We start from the raw sequence: 21,259 nt of genomic DNA on the forward strand, positions 1-21,259 counted from the left end.
GTTCAGGAAGTTCAGCAGGACTAAATTACAGGAATAATTGTAATTTTTACAATTATTAATTTTCTGCTCAATTTTTAACAAAAAAGCGACAGCCTGTTAGCAGACTGTCGCTTTTTTTAAAAGAACGCTTGTTCTTTTATTTTGCAAACACGGAAGAAACCGGTTCTGCAACCGGATGTATTGCTTTGTATGTATAACCTAATAAACGGGCAATGGTTTGTGCAAACTGTTGCTGATAAAACTGCTGTTCGCTTTTTACTTCTCCCTTTGCTGCAACACCCGGCGCCATTACCGCAAACCATATTTCAGATGCACCTTTAATAGAATTACCATGACTGGTCCATTCTGCTTTTACCACATCGCCCCTGCCATGATCGGTTGTAATAAACAATGCTGTTTTGTTTTTGTATTGCGGATCGTTTTGTACATAATTCCATAATTGTTGCAGCCATGCATCAACCTGGTGTGCAGCATCCAGGTAAAAACGGTATTGTCCTGCATGTGCCCACTCATCTGTTTCTCCGTAAGCAATGTACAGTACGTTTGGTTTCTTTGCTTTTAAATGTGAAAGTGCAGCGTAATGCGTAAACACATCCAAACATTCATCTTCATGCCATGGCTTGTATGAATCTGTAAGCATTCTGTTCACCAACTTTTGCTCTGAAGAAAGCGAAGCAACATTAGCAGTATCGTATGCTGATACAACAGGAATACCACTTCGCTTTTCATTTAAGATACGATCGAAAGCTTCCCATGCACCAAAGGCTGCTACCTTACCTTTTAACTTTGGTTGTTGATTGAAATATTCCAGCACTGTTACATGCGGGTTGGGTTTGTAATCATTGGAGTTGATCATTGTATCGGCATAACCCGTCATAATCTCGCTGTAACCGGGATAACTGAACCAATACGGATTGGCATTGTTTACATAACTTTTATAATTGCGGTTGCCATACAGTTGCCCTTTTGCAGCAAATGCCCTCCACATAAACGGCATCAGTTTGCTGCGGCGCTCTTCTGCAGTTGCAGCCCAGTAATGTTTGAAGATATAAGCACTGTCGCCCCGGTGAAACTTTTTGTTATTGGCAACGGCCGAATCCATACCGCCATATACTTCCTGCCAACGCAGACCATCGGTAGTAACAATAATAATGTTCTCAATTTTTTGTGCTGTTGAACTGAGTGCAGCAATAAAAAGAGCAATCGTAAAAACTATACGCATAAAGTGATAATTGATTTATTCTGCCAGTTTGTACAAACCAAATGAAGAAAGTGTTGGGTTTAACCTTGACGAAAGTATACGAAGCCTTATTTCTTTGGCAGTTACTGCATTAAATTTCAGTAAGCGCTTATAACCGATGGTGCTGCCTTCAGCAATCTGCTTCCATTCATTTCCATCCTTGTATTCAAACACAAACTTTTCTACCCGCTGACCAATACTGATGTTTTCCTGCAGACTCAATACATCAAATGTTTTTGCTGATGGAAATGAAAAGCTGATGGTAGTAGCAGTATCTTTTCCTTTCGTCGTAAAGTAAGTTGTGTACGATTGATCGAGCACTGCATTTGTATTGATACCGTTGCTGCATTTTACTGTTGCACCTTTTGCTAGATTGTTTGCAAATGTGTTCTTAAGCAGCACAGAAAAGCCTTCCAGGCTCTTTACATCACTTGCAGAAAGCAATCCATCTCTGCTTGGCGGAATATTCAACAGCAACACACTGTTATATCCTACCGAACTGAAATAAATATCAAGCAGACGTTGCGGCGATTTTACTTTATCATCTTCTTTTGCATGATAGAACCAACCCGGCCTGATCGATACATCTGTTTCTGCCGGATACCAGATCAATCCTTTTGCATCTTTTATTTTTTCCCTGCTACCAAGGTCTTTCTGCATCTTATCTCCTTTCGGAGCAAAAGCCACATCTTTCTGCGAACCATCGGCAATCTTCTCCATCATGTTTTCATCGGCAGGTATTACACTCCACTCCTGTTCACGACCCATACCTGTTTCGGTACCTACCCAACGTACATCGGGCCCCATGATGGCAATGGTTGCTGTTGGCTGCAATTTGCGTATTACTCCATACCAACGATTGAAATCATACACTTGCTTTTTTCCATTCGGTCCTTCGCCGTTTGCACCATCAAACCACACTTCATCAACTCGGCCATATTGTGTAAGCAGTTCCGTTAACTGGTTTACAAAAAAATCGTTGTAGGCATCTGTACCATACATCGGCGCATTCATATCCCACGGCGATAAATACACACCAAATCCTACTCCATATTTTTTGCAGGCGGCAGCTACTTCTTTCACCACATCACCTTTGCCGTTTTTCCATGGACTGTTCTTCACCGAATGTTCAGTGTACTTACTCGGCCATAAACAAAAACCATCGTGATGTTTAGCCGTAATGATCACCTGTTTAAAACCTGCTGCCTTTACCGTTTTGATCCATTGTTCTGCATAAAACAAAACAGGATTAAAAATGGAGGGACTTTCCTTGCCTGTTCCCCATTCTCTATCGGTATACGTATTCACACCAAAGTGAAAGAAAGCCGTTAACTCCAGTTGTTGCCAACGCAATTGTCTTGCACTTGGCGTAACAGTTGCAGCTTTGCGAACAATCTCCTGTTCAGTATCACCGGGTTTGATCACTACATAATTCTTATTGGTTGCTTGTGCAGCACAGACCTGTGCCACAATCAATGCCACAACAGAAAACGAATACTTTAACAAATGATGCATCATAATTATTTATTTAACCGGAACGATCCAGTAAGTGTAACGATGATCAGCAAACGGAATACGGTATTGCTGCATTGGCATTGAGCCCCAACTATCGATACCCTGCAAACCGCTTTGTTGCAGATCTACATGCATGTAAATTTTATCTTTCGCTACCAGTTCGCCTGAGTGATATTGTTTCTTCTCAGTCTCCGGATCAAGATCATCGAGCGTGTAAGGTAACGCAGAAAAATTCAGCAGACTATCTGCATACACAAACTCAATTCCTTTGCCTGCTTTGTTTGTCATCTTAACCCAACGCACATCGGCTTTGTTACCACTCTCCTGCGGACGGGCATAAGAGAAATATTGATTGCTCACTGTTTGTTTGTACAAACCGACAAGTGATGCCGATTTGCGATCCCAATAGTTTTCCCATGGGCCACGACCATAAAAACTGATCTGATCAAATTCTTTCTTCAACTGCAGATCAGTACCAACACGCAACAGCAACGGATATTTTCCTTTCACTGCATCAATACTGCTGCTTACTTTTATTTTACCATCGGCATAAACTGTAAACTGCTGTTCACTTACCGCATCGCCATTCACAACTTCTTTTTTAAAGAGAATTGTGTACGAGCCATCCGTTTGTTTTGTAACAGTTGCTGCAATCAATTTGCCTTGTTCGTATGCATTGCGCCACATACGCAGGTTGCGGTTGAAGCCTGCACCAATATCATTATCGGTTGGTGCACGCCAGTACGATGGTTGCGGGCCTTGCTCAACAACAGTTGTTCCGTTTACAATGTATGCACCCATTGTACCATTCTTCAGATCGAAGTTTACTGCAAAACCTTTACCACTGATGTTACAGGTAGTTTCGGTTTGATTCACCTGCAGATTTCCTTTGCCAGTGATCATATCCTGTATAACCGTTCCGGGATTCAAAGCAAACTGTTCGTAAGCGATCTCGTAACCTTTCTCTAAAAACGGTTCTGCTTCTTTCAATGTATAATGCACATTGATGAAATATTCTTTTGCTTCTTTTTGTTTTGATTTGATGGGCAACGTAACTGTTGTTGATTGCTGCGCTGCAATTGTTAATTGATTGATGATTCCTTTTTCAATTTGCTTCCCATCTTCCATCAGCTCCCAACTCAATTGTACATTATCCAGGTTGCGGAAGAAATAAGAGTTGCGTATTGTCAGTTCATTTTTGTTCAGTGATGATTTGATGAACTGATGCACTTTCTTTATTTCAACAGCCATGGGTGTTAAACCACGATAAGCCGTTACCACACCCTTTACACAAAAGTTATTATCGGTGAAATGTTGCGGCACAGGTCCTTCTAAGGGGAAATCACCGCCGTAAGCCATGATGCGTTTACCATTCTTCACGGTATCAATCGACTGATCGATCCACTCCCAGATAAAACCACCCTGCAGATTAGGATTGTTTTCTATCGCATCCCAATACTCTTTAAAGTTACCGAGACTGTTCCCCATGATGTGTGCATACTCACTCATAATCATGAGACGTGAAGGATTGCGTGATGCATAACGCTTTAACCAATTGGGATCAGGATATTGCGGAACGATCATATCTGTGTTATAATCGTTCTCTGCACGTTCGTACTGCACGGGGCGAATATCATTTTGCTTTAACCAATCATAAGCTTCATAAAAATTAACACCATTACCTGCTTCGTTACCCAGCGACCATGTAACAACGGATGTATGATTTTTATCACGTTCGTACATGCGATAGATACGTTCGAGATGCGGCATGCGCCATTGTTTATCGTTGCCCAATGTGTAAGCAAGATCATAATAACGTCCGTGTGACTCAATGTTGGCTTCATCCACCACATACAAACCAAACTCATCACACAATTCCATCCAGTATGGATCGGGCGGATAATGCGAATGACGAACAGCATTTACATTCAGTTTCTTCATCATCTCCATATCCTTGTGCATGTCTTCTTTCGTCAACGTATGACCTTGCGTTGCATTATGCTCATGACGGTTTACGCCTTTCATGAAAACACGTTTGCCATTCACCAAAAAATTATTGTTGATGATCTCGATTGAACGGAAGCCCACACGTTGCGGAATTACTTCCACCACATTGCCCTGTTTATCTTTTAACGTAATGTATAAAGTGTAGAGATAAGGAAGCTCTGCCGACCATTGTTTTACATTGCTGATCTTTTCTTCGAACGAAACAGTGCTTTTGTAATTACCCAACACTGTTTGTACTCCTGCAGTTGATCTTTTTATGATACTGTTACCAACCGCATCCACCAATTCAATATCAACAGCAAATGTATCGGGCTTGCTGTGGTTGGTGCGTTGATCGATACGATAGTTGTTGATCTCTGCTTTAATGTTGAGCAAGCCATTGGTATAATTATCCGTCAATGTGCTCATCACTTTAAAATCACGCACATCGAGCTTTGGTGTTGAGTAGAGATACACATCACGTTCAATACCGGAAATGCGCCACATATCCTGGCATTCGAGATAACTGCCATCGCTCCAGCGATACACCTGTAATGCAACAAGATTCTCTCCCGCCTTTACATACTTCGTTATATCAAACTCAGCAGCAAGTTTACTGTCTTCACTATAGCCAACCTTTACACCATTCACCCAAATAAAAAATGCAGATTTCACAGCACCCAAATGAATGAACACCTGTCTGCCATTCCAATTTTCAGGGATGTTTATTTTTTTACGATACGAACCAACAGGATTGTTATCAACAGGAATATCAAACGGCGGTGTCATACGTGCACCTGTTCTTGTACTTCCTGCAAATTCATAAGGCTGGTTTACATAAATGGGTAAACCATAACCATTCACTTCCCAGTTGGCAGGCACTTTAAAATTGCTCCAAGCTGCATCGTTAAAATCTGTTTTATAAAAATCAAGCGGACGTTTGCGTGGATCCTGCACCCAATTGAATTTCCAGTTACCATTGAGCGAAAGAAAATAAGCCGACTGTTCTTTGTTACGGCCTTGTGCCAATGTGCGGTTTTCAAATGCAAATGCCGATGCACGCATAGGCATGCGGTTTACCGAAACAACATCAGGCGTTTGCAATTCTGTGGGGAGTTCCTGTGTAAAAGCAGCCTGTACAAACAGTGCTGCAACTGTAATCGCAATTAAACTTTTCATTTGCTCAAACTTACTTGCTTATTGTGGCAAAGCACTGTGCAAACGATTGACCGAATTGAGCAGAAATCAACTCTTAACTGTTCGTTTATTTTGTGCAATGTATAAACCAACGCTAACCAATAAAACACCAATAAATGTGTAAAGACTTATCGGCTCACGCAAACTGATTGCAGCGATCATAAATCCAAACACAGGACAAAGAAATAACCAGTAAGAAGCTGTAACAGCATTTCGTTTCAACAACCACAACCACAACTGCACCGCAGCTACAGATACCGGAACAACTAACCAAAGAACAGAAGCGAAAAATTTCAGATCGAAATGGTTCAACTCCGGTTTATAAGTAAACAAAAGAAACGGCAGTAAAAACAAACCGCCCAGCAATGTTTGCCAGCCGTTAATGGTAAGGATATGCAGATCATTCCATTTTGTTCTTGCAAAGTATATTGCTCCTGCAGAATAGGCCAGCATGCTTATTAACATCAGCAACAAACCTGTTACGGTTGCATAACTGTTTTGCAACAGGGGCCATGCAGCAATCACTACCCCAACAGCACAAAACAACAGACTAAGCCAATGTTTTAGTTCCATTTTATGATTAAACAGTAAAACAGAAATAATACTGATGAGCACAGGGTTAACAGCTACTGCCATACTTCCCAAACCTGCCGACACTTCCTGCATTGCAATTACATACACACCCAGGTAAATACTGATATTGAGTAACCCATAAACAGCAAGAAACAACCATTCCTTTTGTTTCGGCAACCGTTTACGCAAAACAAGATGTGTAAACAACAACATGCCTGTGCCTGCTAAAAAGAAACGGGCAACTGCAATTACAAATGGCTGTGCCGATTGTAACCCAATTTTTGTAGCAGCAGCCGCAGATGACCACAATAATGCAAACAACAATCCCGCTGATATAACTTTCCAGTTCATGACTTTTTTCTGCAGCACTTACAACAACTGCGCTGCAAACATATTCTATCTGCAACTAACAGAACGAAGCAAACAGCATGAGGATATATGATTAAGGATATTGGATTTTTATCTTGTGCCTTTGTTTTATTTACTTCACAATTACTTCATCAATAAAAATATGTGTTGGCGAACCTGCACTCTCGTGCCATGCAGGCAATTGTCCGCCTGTTTTTGCACGCACACGAATATAACGTGCCGTTGCATTTACACTTGCGCCGAGTTGTTGCACTTCAGGACCTTTGGCATCTGTTGTAATTTTGTTTACAACTGTTGTTAATGCTGTAAAGTTTTTTCCATCATTACTTACTTCAAACACCACTTCTTTTGGATAAACGATCCAGGGGCTTACTTCCTGCAGCACATTTATGCCAACATATTTTACCGGTCTTACTTTCTGCAGATCAATAATGGCAACAAAATCTTTTGCAAAATAACTTTGCCAGTCGCCTGTTTTCCAATTAGCATCACCCACTATTCCGTCGATCAATGCATCTTTACCACCAGCGGTGTACATAGGATGCACTTCGCTGAGTACAGTAATGGTTCTGTCGCTTGGCACTTTGTAAAACTTCTGCGCAATCCTTGCACTCTGTTTGCCATTCTTGCTTGCAAACAGTTCAACTGTTGCACTTTCCGTTAGAGCAAACGGTTTTTCGTAACGGATAAACCGTGGCTTTGCTGGACCATTCACAATTGCATAATAAATTTCAGCCTTCGGATCAAGATGTTGCAGCTTAACAGGCAAACTGTATTTGAATTTATTCGTGTTCATGTTAAAGAACGGAACTGCTACAAAATCTGCATCACTTACTTTCGATGATGGCATATCCACTTTATTAATGCCACGTGTTTTGTCAGGCGTTGCAGCCATATCAAAAACCAACTCACCGCCATTTTCCACATCCGTATTCTTAATAAATGTAGCTGCATGTTCCTTGCCATTCAACAACACATTGTTTACATAAAAGTTCCTTGCTGTTCTGTTCTTTGCAGTAATGGAGAATGTTTTTCCATTCTCTAAATGAATCTTTACTTCATCAAACAAAGGCGTACCCAATGCATACACACCGCTGCCGGGTGTTGGTTGATAGATGCCCATTGCACTCAACACAAACCATGCACTCATTTGTCCGCAATCTTCGTTGCCAATCAACCCATCGGGATTGTTCGGATAAAACTCTGTGCAGATCTGGTGAATCAACTCCTGTGTGCGCCAGGGTTTGCCGGCGTAGTTAAAGAGGTAAGCCATGTGATGACTCGGTTCGTTACCATGTGCATACTGGCCAATGAGTCCGGTTACATCCTGCTGGTCTCTGCCACTCATTGCTTGCTTGGTTGTAAAAAGTTCTTCCAACTTGCGCAAGAAATTTTCCTTGCCACCATAAAGTTTTATCAAGCCATCAATATCCTGCTGTGCAGAAAAAGAATAATGCCAGGAGTTACCCTCTGTGAAAAAGTTATTGACTTCTGTTGCATTGAATGGCGAAAACCAAAAGCTCTGTACTCTACCACGAATATGATAAGTAGTTGGGTCGAAGAGATTCCGATAGTTCAATGCACGTGCTGCATATTTTTTTGCTACAGCTTCATTACCTGTCCATTTTGCAAACTCTGAAATACACCAATCATCATATGCATACTCAACTGTCTTCGATGCACTCTCGTGATCATAATCGTTACTTACAAAACCTTGTTGACCATATTGCGTTAAACCATAGCGACTGCTTTCTGCATAATTCGTCATAGCTTCTAAAGCCAGCTTGGTATCAAACCCTTTAATACCTTTTTGATAAGCATCCACAATAACAGGAACAGAATGGTAACCGATCATGCAAAATGTTTCATTGCCACTCAACTCCCACACAGGCAACATACCACCATGTTTGTATTGTACAAGAAAAGTATTGATCCAATCTGCAGTGCGTTTGCGATTAATGATGGACATTAACGGATGCAATGCACGGTGCGTATCCCACAACGAAAACACAGAGTAGTTTGTAAACCCATCGGCTTTGTGCACTTGCAGATCAGTACCACGATATTCGCCATTTACATCTGTATAAATATTCGGGGCTACCGATGCATGATACAATGCAGTATAAAACGCCACCTGCTGATCGTTTGCGCCACCTTTCACTTCTATTTTACCCAACTCTTTGTTCCATTCATCTTCAGCTTGTTGTTTCACTGTTGCAAAATTCCAATGCGGAATTTCTGTATCGAGATTGAGCTTTGCGTTTTCCATGCTTACACCTGAAATACCAACTTTCACCTGAATGGTTTTGTTGTTGCTCACATCAAAACTAAAATACGCTTTGATGTTTTTTCCGCTGGCAGAACGCATGTTGTTTTGCAACACATCGTTCAACGCAATGCCAAACTCTTTTACCGGTTTTTCAAATTTCATGTGGAAGTAAAGGATTTGATTTGTCGCCCAGCTTTTGCTGCGGCGCACACCTCTTACTTCGTATTCGTTTATCATTTCAAAAGATGATTCAAGTACTTCATCCCTGTGTTGCAGATCGAGCAATACTTTTCCTTCGGTTGCAGCAGCATCAAATGTGTACGCATGCATACCCGAACGAAAAGATGTGGTAAGTGCGGCATGAATGTTATGCTTCTTCAGTAACACTTCGTAATAGCCTGCATGGGCTTTTTCATTTTTGTGTGAGAAAGCTGATGCATATTCATTGTTCTTCCATTTTACTTCACCAGTAAACGGCATCAACAATACATCGCAATAATCGGGAATACCCGTACCACTCAAATGCGTGTGCGAAAAGCCGTACATGATACTGTCGCTGTAATGATAACCGCCGCATCCATCCCATCCTTCCAATCTTGTATCCGGACTCAACTGCATCATACCAAACGGCATAGTTGCCCCGGGATAGGTATGTCCATGCCCGCCTGTACCAATAAAAGGATTTACAAGCTTTGCATAATTTGTTTGTGCATGAATAGAAATACTAAAAACAATAAAACAAAAAACGAACACAATTCTTTTCATCATCTTAAATTTTCAATTCTTAATTTAATCCGCCTTGTCCACGATACAATTTAACCGGCTTATCGAGTTTTACTTTTACAACAGTGATATACTTATCCAATACATTTTGCGGAACATTAATGTACACAAGACCGGGCACCGGGCTCCATGAAATTTTTCCAACAACTTTAGGAGCAAGCTTCGTGTTGCTGCCGAGCACTGTGATGTCCTGAATTTTATTGTCCAGTCCTTTGATCATAATGTTGCCACCTGAACTTCCATGCAGAAACAGATACAAGGTTGTTGAATCTTTAGACAATGTTGTTGGCCCATAAAAATGTCCTTGCGGAAGTCCGCCGATGGTATTAAAAATGGCTTCGCCGTTACGTTTGTTCCATGCTCCCAATTCTTTCAACACATTCACCTGTTCAGCAGGAATGGTTCCATCTTCCTTTGGTCCCATATCGAGCAAAAGATTACCGCCATTCGAAACCGCATCAACAAAAATGCTGATCACTTCATACGGCGTTTTCCAGTTATTATCGTGATGGAAGCCCCAGTTATCATTCGTGGTCATACACAATTCCCACCAGTTGAACTTTGGTCTTGATACAGGAAAATTCTGTTCAGGTGTATCATAATCACCATAGCCCTGCAAACGTCCGTTGATGATTGCATTGGCATTACCTGCCAAGATGAGACTTCTAACTTTCTGCGATTCCCATTCTTCAGCACTGCGTTCCCAATCGCCATCGAACCACCAGAGATCGGGTTTAAACATGGAGTTGATTTCTTTAATCTGTCCCTGGAAAAAAGAACGGTAACGGTTCCAGCGTTCGTAATCATTAGCGATCTTATAACGGCTGCTGTCGTTTAAAAAACCGGGATAATCGGGATGGCTCCAGTCGAGCAATGAAAAATATGCACCGCATTTGATGTTGCGTTTACGCAGTTCATCAAAAAAAGGTTTGATCATATCTTTTTTTGCCGGTGTTGCCTGTACAATACTCAGCTTGTTCATTTTTGTATCATACATCGAAACACCATCGTGATGTTTAGTAGTGATCACCGAATACCGTGCACCGCTTTCCTGTATCAGATCGGCCCATGCAACAGGATCATAATTCTTTAAGGTGAATCCTTTCAGCTGCTTCATATAATCGGCATAAGTGATCTTTTTGTTATGAAAACTCCACGACTCATCAATACCATTTACTGCATAAATACCTGCATGAATAAAAATACCCAGCTTGGCATCGGCAAACCACTGCATTTTATCTTTAATTGTTCCAGCATCCGTTTTTTGTTGGGCATTTGTTGTAAGCGAAACAAGAAGAACAAATGCAATCAATAGTTTTTTCATTACCGGCATATTATTTAACTGAAGAATTTTACATCATCATTTCATCAAAACATCATAAAGCGATTTTATTTTGATCTGCGGAATTTCCTTTGTTGAAAAATACCTGTTCTTCACCTGCAGATACTTTTTCTGTCCGGCCTTTAAATCAAAATAATTATCATCGATAGCAAAGAAGGATTGCTGTTTATACAAGTATACATACTTTGCATTCACATTACTTACGATGCTGAACAGATTTTCGCCTTCATGCTTTATCACAAACGAAGGCTTCGTCAATACAAGTTCCTTTGGATACACGCTGTCTTTTACAGGCTTCACATCAGTTCGATACGCTTCTTTCACTGCATACCATGCAGCTTTGGGTTCTCGACTGTAATCGGTGATACTCCAGCTGGCAACCGGCCAGCAATCATTTAACTGCCATAACAATGTACCCATGTTATAAGGTTCTTTGCTGCGATGAATAGCAATGGCATTTTTAAAACTGTAATACTGCAAACATTGGGTGAGGTAAGTATAATCCTGCAAACTCAGCTGTTTCACTTTTGTTGAATCGAGAAAATAGCGATGCAGGTAGCTTTGGATTTTTGCAAAACCATTTCCTGCTTTCTGGTGATGATTGATAATATCTGAAAAAAGAAAACGATCCTGCGGCACAGTAAACTTTTCAATGCTTGCATAATTCGGCATTGCCTGCATGCCATACTCACTTACAAAACGGCCGGTCTTTTGTTCAAAAATTTCCACCGGCTCCAGCCCCCACCAAAAGCCCCAGTAATGACTATCGCCTTCAGTAATACTTTTTGCACGGCCCCACCCGTTTGCAGGCGATGTACTTACATAAGGTCTTGTGCCATCAAACTCGTTTACCCATGCAGCGATACTGTCACGAAACAAACGCACATAATCATTCCATACCCTTGCAGAATCTTCGCCATGTAAATTGAATTGCTTTTGCCATCCCCATTGGTGCCACGCTTCATCAATTTCATTATTGCCACTCCACAGCACAATTGACTTATGATGACGTAACCGTTTTACTTGATATCTGATCTCTTCTTTTACATTGTTGAAAAATGCCTCATCGCCCGGAACCATTGCACCTGCAAACATAAAATCCTGCCAGATATAAATGCCCATTTCATCGCAGAGATCGTAAAACGCATCATCTTCATAAATACCACCACCCCACACACGCAACATATTCATATTGGCATCCTTGGCCAACTGCAAAATTTTTCGATAGTCAGCTTTTGTTAAACGTGTGGTGAACATATCAGAAGGAATGTAATTCGCTCCCTTCATGTACACAGGCTTGTTATCTATTTTAAAGTAAAATGTTTTTCCATGCTCATCGGGTTCCTGCACCAATTCAACTTTATTTACAGCCGTAAAAGGTTTTTCTTTTGGTTTTTCATTAAATGCTTCGAGGTAAACATTTTTCCAGATGCCGCAAGTAATGAAAGTCGGCCCCCAATCCCACCCAAAATGATATTGTGCCTTGCGTGCATAAGTGCGGGGATTATCGGGCAACACAAACGGCAGTTTTGATTTTGCAATCGAATCAACTTTATTTTTAGCCGAACTAAAACAAATAAGCAACGTATTGTTTGGCTTGAGCAATTGTTTTATTTCTGCTTTCCATTGGCGAAACATATTATTGGCAGATAACAGCAGCTGACCATTGAGATATACATCAGCATACGTATCTAATCCATCAAACACCAATTCAATATGCTTCTTTTGTAAAACAGAAGCATCTGCTGTAAATGTTGTTTGATAATTCCAGTTGGCTTCACCGATCCATTGTAATTTCTTTTCATTGTCTCTGTAATAAGGATCGGGAATAAGCTTGTTGTTAAGCAGATCTGTATGCACTGTGCCCGGCACCTTTGCAGTATACCATTTATTTGTATTCTGTTTACTGAATGTCCAGTTTTGATGTAACAATATTTTTTGAACAGGAGATTGTGAAGTTACTGTAGCGGCAACAGCAAAAACAAGTAACAGTGAAAACAGAAATTCTTTGTTCATAAAATAAACATTAACCAATACGCAGCTGCATTTTAAAAAAGAGGCCAGCCAGGAATGGCCGGCCGTATAGTTTTGTATGCTAAAACTACTGATTATGAAAAAACTGAATAGTTCATAGGAATATTTTCAAGTTTTGCTAATTGCAATACAACTTAAATTATAACTGCACCTGCAATACCCACACATGATCTGTTACCGGTTTTAAAGAAGCCGGCAAACTGATATCCACTCCTTCAGCACCTGATTTCCATTTTAATTTCTGATTACTGCCAATCAACTTCACGGTTGTTTTTGCATTGAACGATACATTTTTTATATGCACATTCCCATCAGGATAATTAAACAGAAAAATATTCAATGTACGTCCGTCTTTACTTTGGGTAAAGCGGATATTCTCACCTTCACCAAACAGCTTATACATCCGTGTGCCATAAATGGCATTGCCGTTTAACTTCATCCACACACCAATTTCTTTTAACCGGTCATACGCAACAGGATCAAACTCACCTTCGGGACTTGGCCCGATGTTGAGTAAATAGTTTCCCCCTTTACTTACAATATCTACAAGCTTTTCAATTAGTTCGTTTGTTGGTTTGTATTGATCGTTGGGCACATAGCTCCAGCTGTTTGCCATCGTCATACAAGTTTCCCATGGATAAGGCAATCCGTTTTCAGGAATATGTTGTTCAGGCGTTAAATAATTTTGTTGTTCTCCCGGCACAGCTCTGTCTACCACAATAATTTTTGGTTGTTTCGCTCTTACTTTTTTTACAAGTTCAGGCATATTAATATCCTGGCTTTGGGGGTTACGGGCCCAGCGACTGCCTTCATAAATTTCAAACATATCGGCTTTCACTTCTTCATCTGTTTTTTTACGCACCCAACCACCATCAAGCCAAAGAATATCCACTTTTCCATAATCGCTTACCAGCTCGTTAATTTGATTATGTGTGAAGTCTGTAAATTTTTTCCATTGTTCAGGATATTTCTGAACAGAATAACTTGGGTTACGATCACTTGCAGGAAATTTTTTCCACCAGTAATAATCGGTATGCCAATCGGGCTTTGAGAAATAGGCACCGATCCATAAATTTTCTTTACGAAATGCATTAAACACTTCTTTGGTAATATTACTCCTTGGATTACTTGAAAAAGGCGTTGCCTTATCTGTAACCTTGTAATCGGAATACTTTGTATCAAACATATTGAAACCGTCATGATGTTTTGTTGTAAACACCATGTACTTCATACCGGCATCTTTTGCAGCCGCTGCCCAACGTTCGGGATTAAACTTTGTTGGGTTGAATGTTGTTTGCAGTTTTTCGTATGCTTTTACATAATCGACATAGTTATCTGCAACACCGGGTTTTCTTGCACCTGTTGCCCAACCCAGATCTTCGGGACAAATACTCCAGCTTTCAACAATACCCCACTGACTATAAGTTCCCCAATGCATCAACAGTCCAAACTTCAGATCTTTCCATTCTTCTAACCTGCGTTGAATAGCTGTATCCGGATCGGGATAATATTCTTTGTGCTGGGCATTTGTTACTGATAACAAACTTGTAAATAAAATCGACAAGGTTATTGCCAGCTTATTGTTTTTTTTATTCATAATCGCATTGTTGACGGGCATGTAAAATCCGTTTCCATGAGTCAATCTTTTTCAGAAGCCTGATAATAACAGGGCCTTAATCAAGGCCCTGTTTAAAACCCTAAAACTGCTGATCGAAAAATTAATTATCCCAGAAAAGTTTTGTTGTAAGATTATCTTTTGCTTTTACCTGGTTATAATTAGCTGTATTGTAAGTTGACTCTGATGTAGCATACAACCATCTTACCGGAGGAAGTTGCTGTGCATTTGCATTATCAACTTCGAAACTGAAAACCGGGCTGTTCAAACGACGTACTTCTGACCAGTTTTCTAAAGGCTGAATAACACTGAAGTCGATCCATTTTTGCGTTGCAATCAATTTCAATTTATCTGCAGTTGTTGTTGCGAGATCCCAGTTTACGCCTGCCATTACTTGATAAGCTGAAATTTCTGCAGGCGTTACAGGAGTAAGTGCGCCGGCCGTATTATCGTTACTTACGGTTCTGTACAAAAAGTAATTTTCAATAGACTTGGCAATACCTGCATTGTAAGCAGTTTTTGCCGCTGTATTGTTTCCTGCTTTCAGGTATGCTTCTGCAACCAAAAAGCTTACTTCGGCAGCATTTACCAATACTCCCGGGAAATATTGATTACGACTGATTGTTGAACGATTATAACGTGCAAGTGTACCACCTGCAACCAATGTAGTTTGTGTTGCTGCAGTTGCCATTGGATCGAGACCAATATATGCACCACCTGCTGCATTTGGTCCTGGTTCAAACATTGCTCTTCTTCTTGGATCAGCGTTTGTGTTCATGTGATCGATCATTAATTTGCCCGCTACATTACCATCCCAATCTTCCAAACCTGTTCTGAAACCTGTTGAATTAAGCGGAGTATTTAAATCATGAACTTTTATCTGAACATTTTCTGTATTTGTTTCAACAACAGGATAAGTAGAAGGGCTGCCTAAGATAGCAGCAGTTTCGGTAGCTGCCCTTGTTTGAAATGCTGTTACACCCGATACTCTTCCTAACATACGCAAACGAAGCGAATTACAATACTTCTTCCACGTTGTCATGTTTCCTTTGTTTATAATATCCTGGTTTTTGAAACCTGTTTGAATTGCAGCAGAAACAGTAATTGAATTTAACTCATCTGCAAATGCTTTCAGATCATCCAGCATTTTGGTGTAAAGATCTTCTGCTTTATCATATTTCGGCAGCGAAACAGCATAGTCTCCTCCGTTTGCACTCAGCTTTCCTGCTTCAGAAAATGGAATATCGCCATGAAGATCTACTACTTTCTGTGTATGGTCGTACAGATAAATAGTTGCAGCAATCATATAAATTCTGCGCAATTGCTGATCAGAAGTGGTCATTCCTGCATACACTTTTTCCATTTCTCTAAACTGTGCAAGGAAACCATAATAGTTGTTCCAGCGATCATTTATACCTGCAGCCCCCGGAACGTATTGACCGGTTGAATTAACCCAGCCAACAGCCTGCGAATACCGGTTTACTGTTGTACGCAACACAACAAAATAATTCCAGTAAGAAGGTAAAACATACTCCCTGTTATACGATAAGAATCCTGCAAACTGCTTTTCAACAGAGGTTTGAGATATCTTAGAAGGATCAGCATAATTATCTGCAAAATCCTGCTTTTTACAGGAGGTTATTGCCAGCGATAGTACTGTTGTTCCTATCAATATTATTTTTTTCATAATTACTTTTTTAGTCGTTAATCAGAATTAGAAATTTGCCCTGATCATTACACCATAACTTCTTGTTGATGGGTTTGTACCGGCATTGTTTAATGTTTGGAACCATCTTGAACCTGCAGTTGTTTGTTCAGCATCCATATCCTTTAATGTTCTATAGAGGTAGAACAGGTTACGGCCAAATGCAGATAATTGAATTTTTCTTGCACCAACAAATTTTGCAGCTTTTTCAGGCAACGTGTAACTCAGAGAAACTTCTCTTAATTTAACGTAAGAGTTCTTCTTAATATACAGTTCATATCTTGAATAGCTGTACTGAGGTCCACCCCAGTTGTAAACATTCCAGTAATAGTAAGCCTGAGAAATAACATTGGTATTTTTCTGACCATTAGAAGTAACGCCATCAACCAGCATACCGTCATTATAAACCTTTTCACCATTAGGGCCTGCTGTAGCAGTTGTTTGCATACCTTTTCCCTGCGCATTTACATAATAACTGATACCGCCGTGTTCTTTATCCATGTAGTTCAAACTTTCTTCCAACAAACCACGACTGATCATCCAGTTAATACCCGTTGGCATTACATAACCTCCAAAACGAAAATCGGTAAGCACATCTAAGTTGAAGTTTTTGTACCGGATTGAATTAAAGAAACCACCTACTACTTTAGGCATTGCGTTTCCTACTTTCACCATGTTGTTAGCATCGAGTGTGTACAAACCGTTCGAGCCTACTACCTTTTCGCCTTTGCTGTTGGTTAATACAGGGTGTGCATAAAAATCACCCATCGACTGACCTACAACTGATTTCAACTGAGCTGCATTGCCATCATAATCCTGATGCAGCAATTCATTTGAACCGGATGATAATTTTTCTACAACATTTTTGTTTTGAGAGAAGTTAACACCAGTTTCCCATTTGAAATTCTTTTTACTAACCGGAGTTGCTGTTAATGCAATTTCAATACCCTTGTTACGAAGTGTACCGATATTTGTAAGAACAGAAGTAGCACCAGAACTTGCAGGAATAGTTAATGGTAAAATCTGGTCTCTGATCTGTGCATTGTAATAAGAAACCTCAAGGCCTAAACGGTTATTCAGGAATCTTGCTTCAACACCAAATTCCATTTCATGTTTTTCTTCGGGCTTGATCGCATCATTACCAAAAGATGAAGGAATGGTTGTATACAATACCGGTTGGCCACCTACACTTTGTACACCCAATGTGTTTTGATTGTATGCAATATTTGCATTGTAGATATCCGGATAGTTACCTACCACACCCCATGAAGCACGCACTTTAGCAAAGCTTACATAAGAAGGAAGCTTAAACGCATCGGAAAGAATAAAGCTTGAGTTAACAGATGGGTAAACAAAGCTGTTATGACTTGGGTTCATTACAGAAGTACGATCTCTACGCACTGTTGCCTCAACAAAAAGATAGTTTTTATAGTTGGCATTTACAGTTCCGATAATGGCATCCTTTATCAGGAAAAATCTTGATGAAGAGCTGTTTGCAGTATTTACCGATGCAGCAACATCATACAGATTTTCTGTACTTAACCCACCATTTGTACCACGGCCAATTAATGTTTGCGTTTCTTTTGTTGCAGTATAACCGGCCATTGCATTAAACTCAATATCACGGGTAATGTTCTTAGAGTATGTGAGCAAGGCATCGCCATACAGAATATTATTCTGATAAGAGTTCATTCCAAAATAACCAGAGTTACCAAATGCTAAAGGAATTTCTGTTGCCTGTTTGCTTTCTGAACGAAGGGCTGTAAAATCGCTTGAGAATCTTGTACGTAAACGCAGCTCATTAATAATTTGCCAGGTATTGGTTATGCTACCGATAATACGGTTACTGTACTCATCTTCATTGTGTCTTTTTACTCTCCACACATAATCAGCAATATCACCTTTAAAGCCATTGTAGATGATATTTTCACCGGGCGTTAAGCTTTGGTTGGTTCCAGTTACAAATCTGTAACCTTTGCTGGTTTGATATTTATTGAGGTACCAGTCTGCATTATCGAAACGGCCCATCATACCCGTAAAGTTGTTGATCATACGATCAATCGAATATGGACGGTTATGTGTTTTCTGGTTAATAAAGTTTACAATTACATCAGTTGTAAACTTCTTGCCGAGTTTAAGCGAAGTATTAAGGTTTGCAATGTTCTTATAATTTTCTGCACCAAGACTTATACCCTGGTTTTGCTGACGGGTTAAAGAAAACCTTGTAGTTGCATTTGCAGAAGATTGCGAAACAGCAACGTTAATGCTTGAATTTCTTCCGGTTTGGAACAAGCCGGCATAGTTATCTTTTTGAGCTTCATATGGGCGAATAACACCATCCCAGCCCATTGTAGGCTTACCATCGAACTTAGGTCCAAAGTTGATACTGTAACCAAGAATACCTCTTGTTTCTTTAATACCATCACCATTTGTATCGTAATAAACAAAACCTTCAGCATCCTGTCCACCATTACTTACGTTCAACGGAGCACCTGCACCACGAACATTCTGGTAACGGGGTAAGTAAGCTACCTGATCAACGCTGTAGTTGGCATTAAAATCAACACTAAATCCTCTACTGCTTTTAGAACCTTTTTTTGTTGTAATCAAAATCACACCATTTACCGCTTCCGAACCATACAAGGCTGCAGCAGATGCTCCTTTCAGAATTGAGATGTTCTCAATATCTTCCGGGTTAATATCAAGTAATCCATTACCACGTAAACGTTGATCGTTCCAATAATCGTTGTTTCTTACCTCCTCGTTACGGATAGGCACACCATCCATTACAATCAATGGTTGGTTTTTACCCGTAATAGAGTTAATACCACGAATATTAATGTTCACCGCACTGGTTGCACCACCGGGTGTTGCACCAATACGAACACCGGGCGCTTTACCATATAATGCTGCTGCAAAGTTTGGAGAACCGGCTTGTGTAAGATCTTCGGCTTTAATGGTTGAGCTCGCATACCCAAGCGCCTTCTTCTCTCTTGTAATACCCAGAGATGTTACAACTACTTCGCCAATCTCTTTGGTAGATACATCCATGCTTACTTCAAGAGTAGTTCGGCCATTCAAACTTTCCTCCCTGGTTTCAAAACCAATAGAAGTAAACACCAACGTAGCATTAGAAGCTACTGTAATGCGGAACGCACCGTTTGCACCAGTTGTTGTTTGATTGGAAGTACCCTTTTCCTTAATTGTTACCGAAGCCACAGGATTTCCTTCCGCATCCTTTACGGTACCGGTAACCGTCTTTTTTTCTTGTGCTGTTACACTCAACAAGCACAGAGCTGCCATAGTAAAAAGCAGCAATCGTTTAAACAACGTTTTCATTGCAGTTTGTTTTTGGTTAAAAAATAAAGAGACTGTTGTGAATAATGGAAGTAAGTAAATGGTAGCCTAAAGCTCAACCTGGCTACCTGCATTTTTGGTTTTTCGTCTTTCTAACGTATCAAAATGGTCCATTACCAATGCTGCTGCTCCAATTAATTCCGCACGAAAACCAAGTGATGAAATTTCGAGGTGTGTATTCTCCGCAATTTTGGGAATACAATGTTCATTGATTGCTTGTTGTATAGGTGCAAGCCATATTTTACCACCAACTGATCCTCTTCCGCTCAACACGATCAGTTCGGGATTGAATAAATGAATAAGGATAGATATACCACGGCCTATATGGTAACCCGCTTCTGATAACAATTCAATGGCATATTTATCGCCTTTGGTTGCCGCCTCCATAATTTCTTTGGATGAATCTTCGGCATGTTCCAATGTAAGGTTCTTTAAGATCGAAACTTTCCCCTGCTTTAAACCTGTAATGGCTTTTTCGGTAACAATAAATAACGATGATTCTGTTTCTAAGCAACCACTCTTACCGCAACTGCACATTTTGTTATTGCTGAAAAGCGGAAGGTGACTGAACTCGCCTGCAAAACCATTGTTACCACGAAACAGTTCGCCTTTTACAACCATTCCGAGACCAATACCCCAACCAATGTTTACCACCATTACGTTTTGCTTACTGCGTGCAACACCAAACTTTAATTCGGCAAGTGCAATTAAGCTGGAATCGTTATCAATAAAAACAGGTACTCCAACAATCGCTTCAACAGTACTTATGATGCTATTACTACCTTCTGTTTTAAGAAAAGAATGATTGATGCCTTTGGTTACATCAACAAAACCGGGCATACCAATACCAATACCGGCAATTTTATCTTTTGAAATACCTGATGCCAGAATATAGTTATTGATGTGTTGTGTTAGCTGTGTAAGTGCTGCCGGATTGTTACTTAAAGGAAGTTCGATGCGCACCGGTTCCAGCACATAATTGTTCTGCATGTCCAGAATGGCAATACGTGTTACCAACTGATCCATGGCAACCGAAACCACATAAAGCATATCTGCTTTTAAAGAATATACCAACGGGCGACGTCCTCCGGTTGAATGGGCATAGCCCGACTCAACTACCAATCCCTCTTCGATCAACTCGTTCAGCACACGGGTTGTAAGCGGAAGGCTTTTATCTGTGAGCAGACTCAAATCGGCGCAGGAAAGCTCCTTCTCAAAATAGAGATGCTTTTGAATCTGGCGTTTGTAACGACTATTCTTTAACAGCATGTGGG

General features: G+C 40.3%; 11 protein-coding genes. All 11 read right to left on the reverse strand.

Annotated elements, in window-relative coordinates:
• Positions 1 to 136 precede the first annotated feature (136 nt).
• Positions 137 to 1,222 carry an alkaline phosphatase family protein gene (locus ESA94_RS02990; protein WP_129129369.1) on the reverse strand — a complete coding sequence of 362 codons (1,086 nt, stop codon included), beginning with the start codon at positions 1,220 to 1,222 and terminating at the stop codon, positions 137 to 139.
• 15 nt (positions 1,223 to 1,237) lie between these two features.
• Entirely contained in the window at positions 1,238 to 2,758 is a 1,521-nt protein-coding gene (locus ESA94_RS02995) for an alpha-L-fucosidase (protein WP_129129370.1), read from the reverse strand.
• 6 nt (positions 2,759 to 2,764) lie between these two features.
• Positions 2,765 to 5,920 carry a glycoside hydrolase family 2 TIM barrel-domain containing protein gene (locus ESA94_RS03000; RefSeq protein ID WP_129129371.1) on the reverse strand — a complete coding sequence of 1,052 codons (3,156 nt, stop codon included), beginning with the start codon at positions 5,918 to 5,920 and terminating at the stop codon, positions 2,765 to 2,767.
• Positions 5,921 to 5,986: 66 nt separating this feature from the next.
• Positions 5,987 to 6,862 carry a DMT family transporter gene (locus ESA94_RS03005; protein WP_129129372.1) on the reverse strand — a complete coding sequence of 292 codons (876 nt, stop codon included), beginning with the start codon at positions 6,860 to 6,862 and terminating at the stop codon, positions 5,987 to 5,989.
• 130 nt (positions 6,863 to 6,992) lie between these two features.
• Positions 6,993 to 9,917, reverse strand: a complete 2,925-nt coding sequence (locus ESA94_RS03010; RefSeq protein WP_129129373.1) for a GH92 family glycosyl hydrolase — start codon at positions 9,915 to 9,917, stop codon at positions 6,993 to 6,995.
• Between the two features lie 16 nt (positions 9,918 to 9,933).
• Positions 9,934 to 11,256, reverse strand: a complete 1,323-nt coding sequence (locus tag ESA94_RS03015) for an alpha-L-fucosidase (protein ID WP_129129374.1) — start codon at positions 11,254 to 11,256, stop codon at positions 9,934 to 9,936.
• Between the two features lie 36 nt (positions 11,257 to 11,292).
• Entirely contained in the window at positions 11,293 to 13,290 is a 1,998-nt protein-coding gene (locus ESA94_RS03020; protein WP_129129375.1) for a glycoside hydrolase family 2 protein, read from the reverse strand.
• A gap of 157 nt (positions 13,291 to 13,447) precedes the next feature.
• On the reverse strand, positions 13,448 to 14,905 hold the full coding sequence (locus tag ESA94_RS03025) for an alpha-L-fucosidase (protein ID WP_129129376.1): 1,458 nt from the start codon (positions 14,903 to 14,905) through the stop codon (positions 13,448 to 13,450).
• A 121-nt stretch (positions 14,906 to 15,026) separates the two neighbouring features.
• The gene (locus ESA94_RS03030; RefSeq protein WP_129129377.1) at positions 15,027 to 16,610 is read right to left on the reverse strand and encodes a SusD/RagB family nutrient-binding outer membrane lipoprotein; all 1,584 of its coding nucleotides are present in this window, start codon (positions 16,608 to 16,610) and stop codon (positions 15,027 to 15,029) included.
• Positions 16,611 to 16,637: 27 nt separating this feature from the next.
• Positions 16,638 to 19,967 (reverse strand): SusC/RagA family TonB-linked outer membrane protein, encoded by a 3,330-nt coding sequence (locus tag ESA94_RS03035; protein ID WP_129129378.1) that lies wholly within the window; start codon positions 19,965 to 19,967, stop codon positions 16,638 to 16,640.
• A gap of 66 nt (positions 19,968 to 20,033) precedes the next feature.
• Entirely contained in the window at positions 20,034 to 21,254 is a 1,221-nt protein-coding gene (locus ESA94_RS03040) for an ROK family protein (protein ID WP_129129379.1), read from the reverse strand.
• Positions 21,255 to 21,259: the final 5 nt, after the last annotated feature.

The organism is Lacibacter luteus, from assembly GCF_004118265.1.
In the GTDB taxonomy this organism is placed as follows: domain Bacteria; phylum Bacteroidota; class Bacteroidia; order Chitinophagales; family Chitinophagaceae; genus Lacibacter; species Lacibacter luteus.

Bases quoted from the DNA above. Each gene is read 5' to 3' on its own strand.
- ESA94_RS02990 (WP_129129369.1), bottom strand. From the start codon at position 1,222: ATGCGTATAGTTTTTACGATTGCTCTTTTTATTGCTGCACTCAGTTCA.
- ESA94_RS02995 (WP_129129370.1), bottom strand. From the start codon at position 2,758: ATGATGCATCATTTGTTAAAGTATTCGTTTTCTGTTGTGGCATTGATT.
- ESA94_RS03000 (WP_129129371.1), bottom strand. From the start codon at position 5,920: ATGAAAAGTTTAATTGCGATTACAGTTGCAGCACTGTTTGTACAGGCT.
- ESA94_RS03005 (WP_129129372.1), bottom strand. From the start codon at position 6,862: ATGAACTGGAAAGTTATATCAGCGGGATTGTTGTTTGCATTATTGTGG.
- ESA94_RS03010 (WP_129129373.1), bottom strand. From the start codon at position 9,917: ATGATGAAAAGAATTGTGTTCGTTTTTTGTTTTATTGTTTTTAGTATT.
- ESA94_RS03015 (WP_129129374.1), bottom strand. From the start codon at position 11,256: ATGAAAAAACTATTGATTGCATTTGTTCTTCTTGTTTCGCTTACAACA.
- ESA94_RS03020 (WP_129129375.1), bottom strand. From the start codon at position 13,290: ATGAACAAAGAATTTCTGTTTTCACTGTTACTTGTTTTTGCTGTTGCC.
- ESA94_RS03025 (WP_129129376.1), bottom strand. From the start codon at position 14,905: ATGAATAAAAAAAACAATAAGCTGGCAATAACCTTGTCGATTTTATTT.
- ESA94_RS03030 (WP_129129377.1), bottom strand. From the start codon at position 16,610: ATGAAAAAAATAATATTGATAGGAACAACAGTACTATCGCTGGCAATA.
- ESA94_RS03035 (WP_129129378.1), bottom strand. From the start codon at position 19,967: ATGAAAACGTTGTTTAAACGATTGCTGCTTTTTACTATGGCAGCTCTG.
- ESA94_RS03040 (WP_129129379.1), bottom strand. From the start codon at position 21,254: ATGCTGTTAAAGAATAGTCGTTACAAACGCCAGATTCAAAAGCATCTC.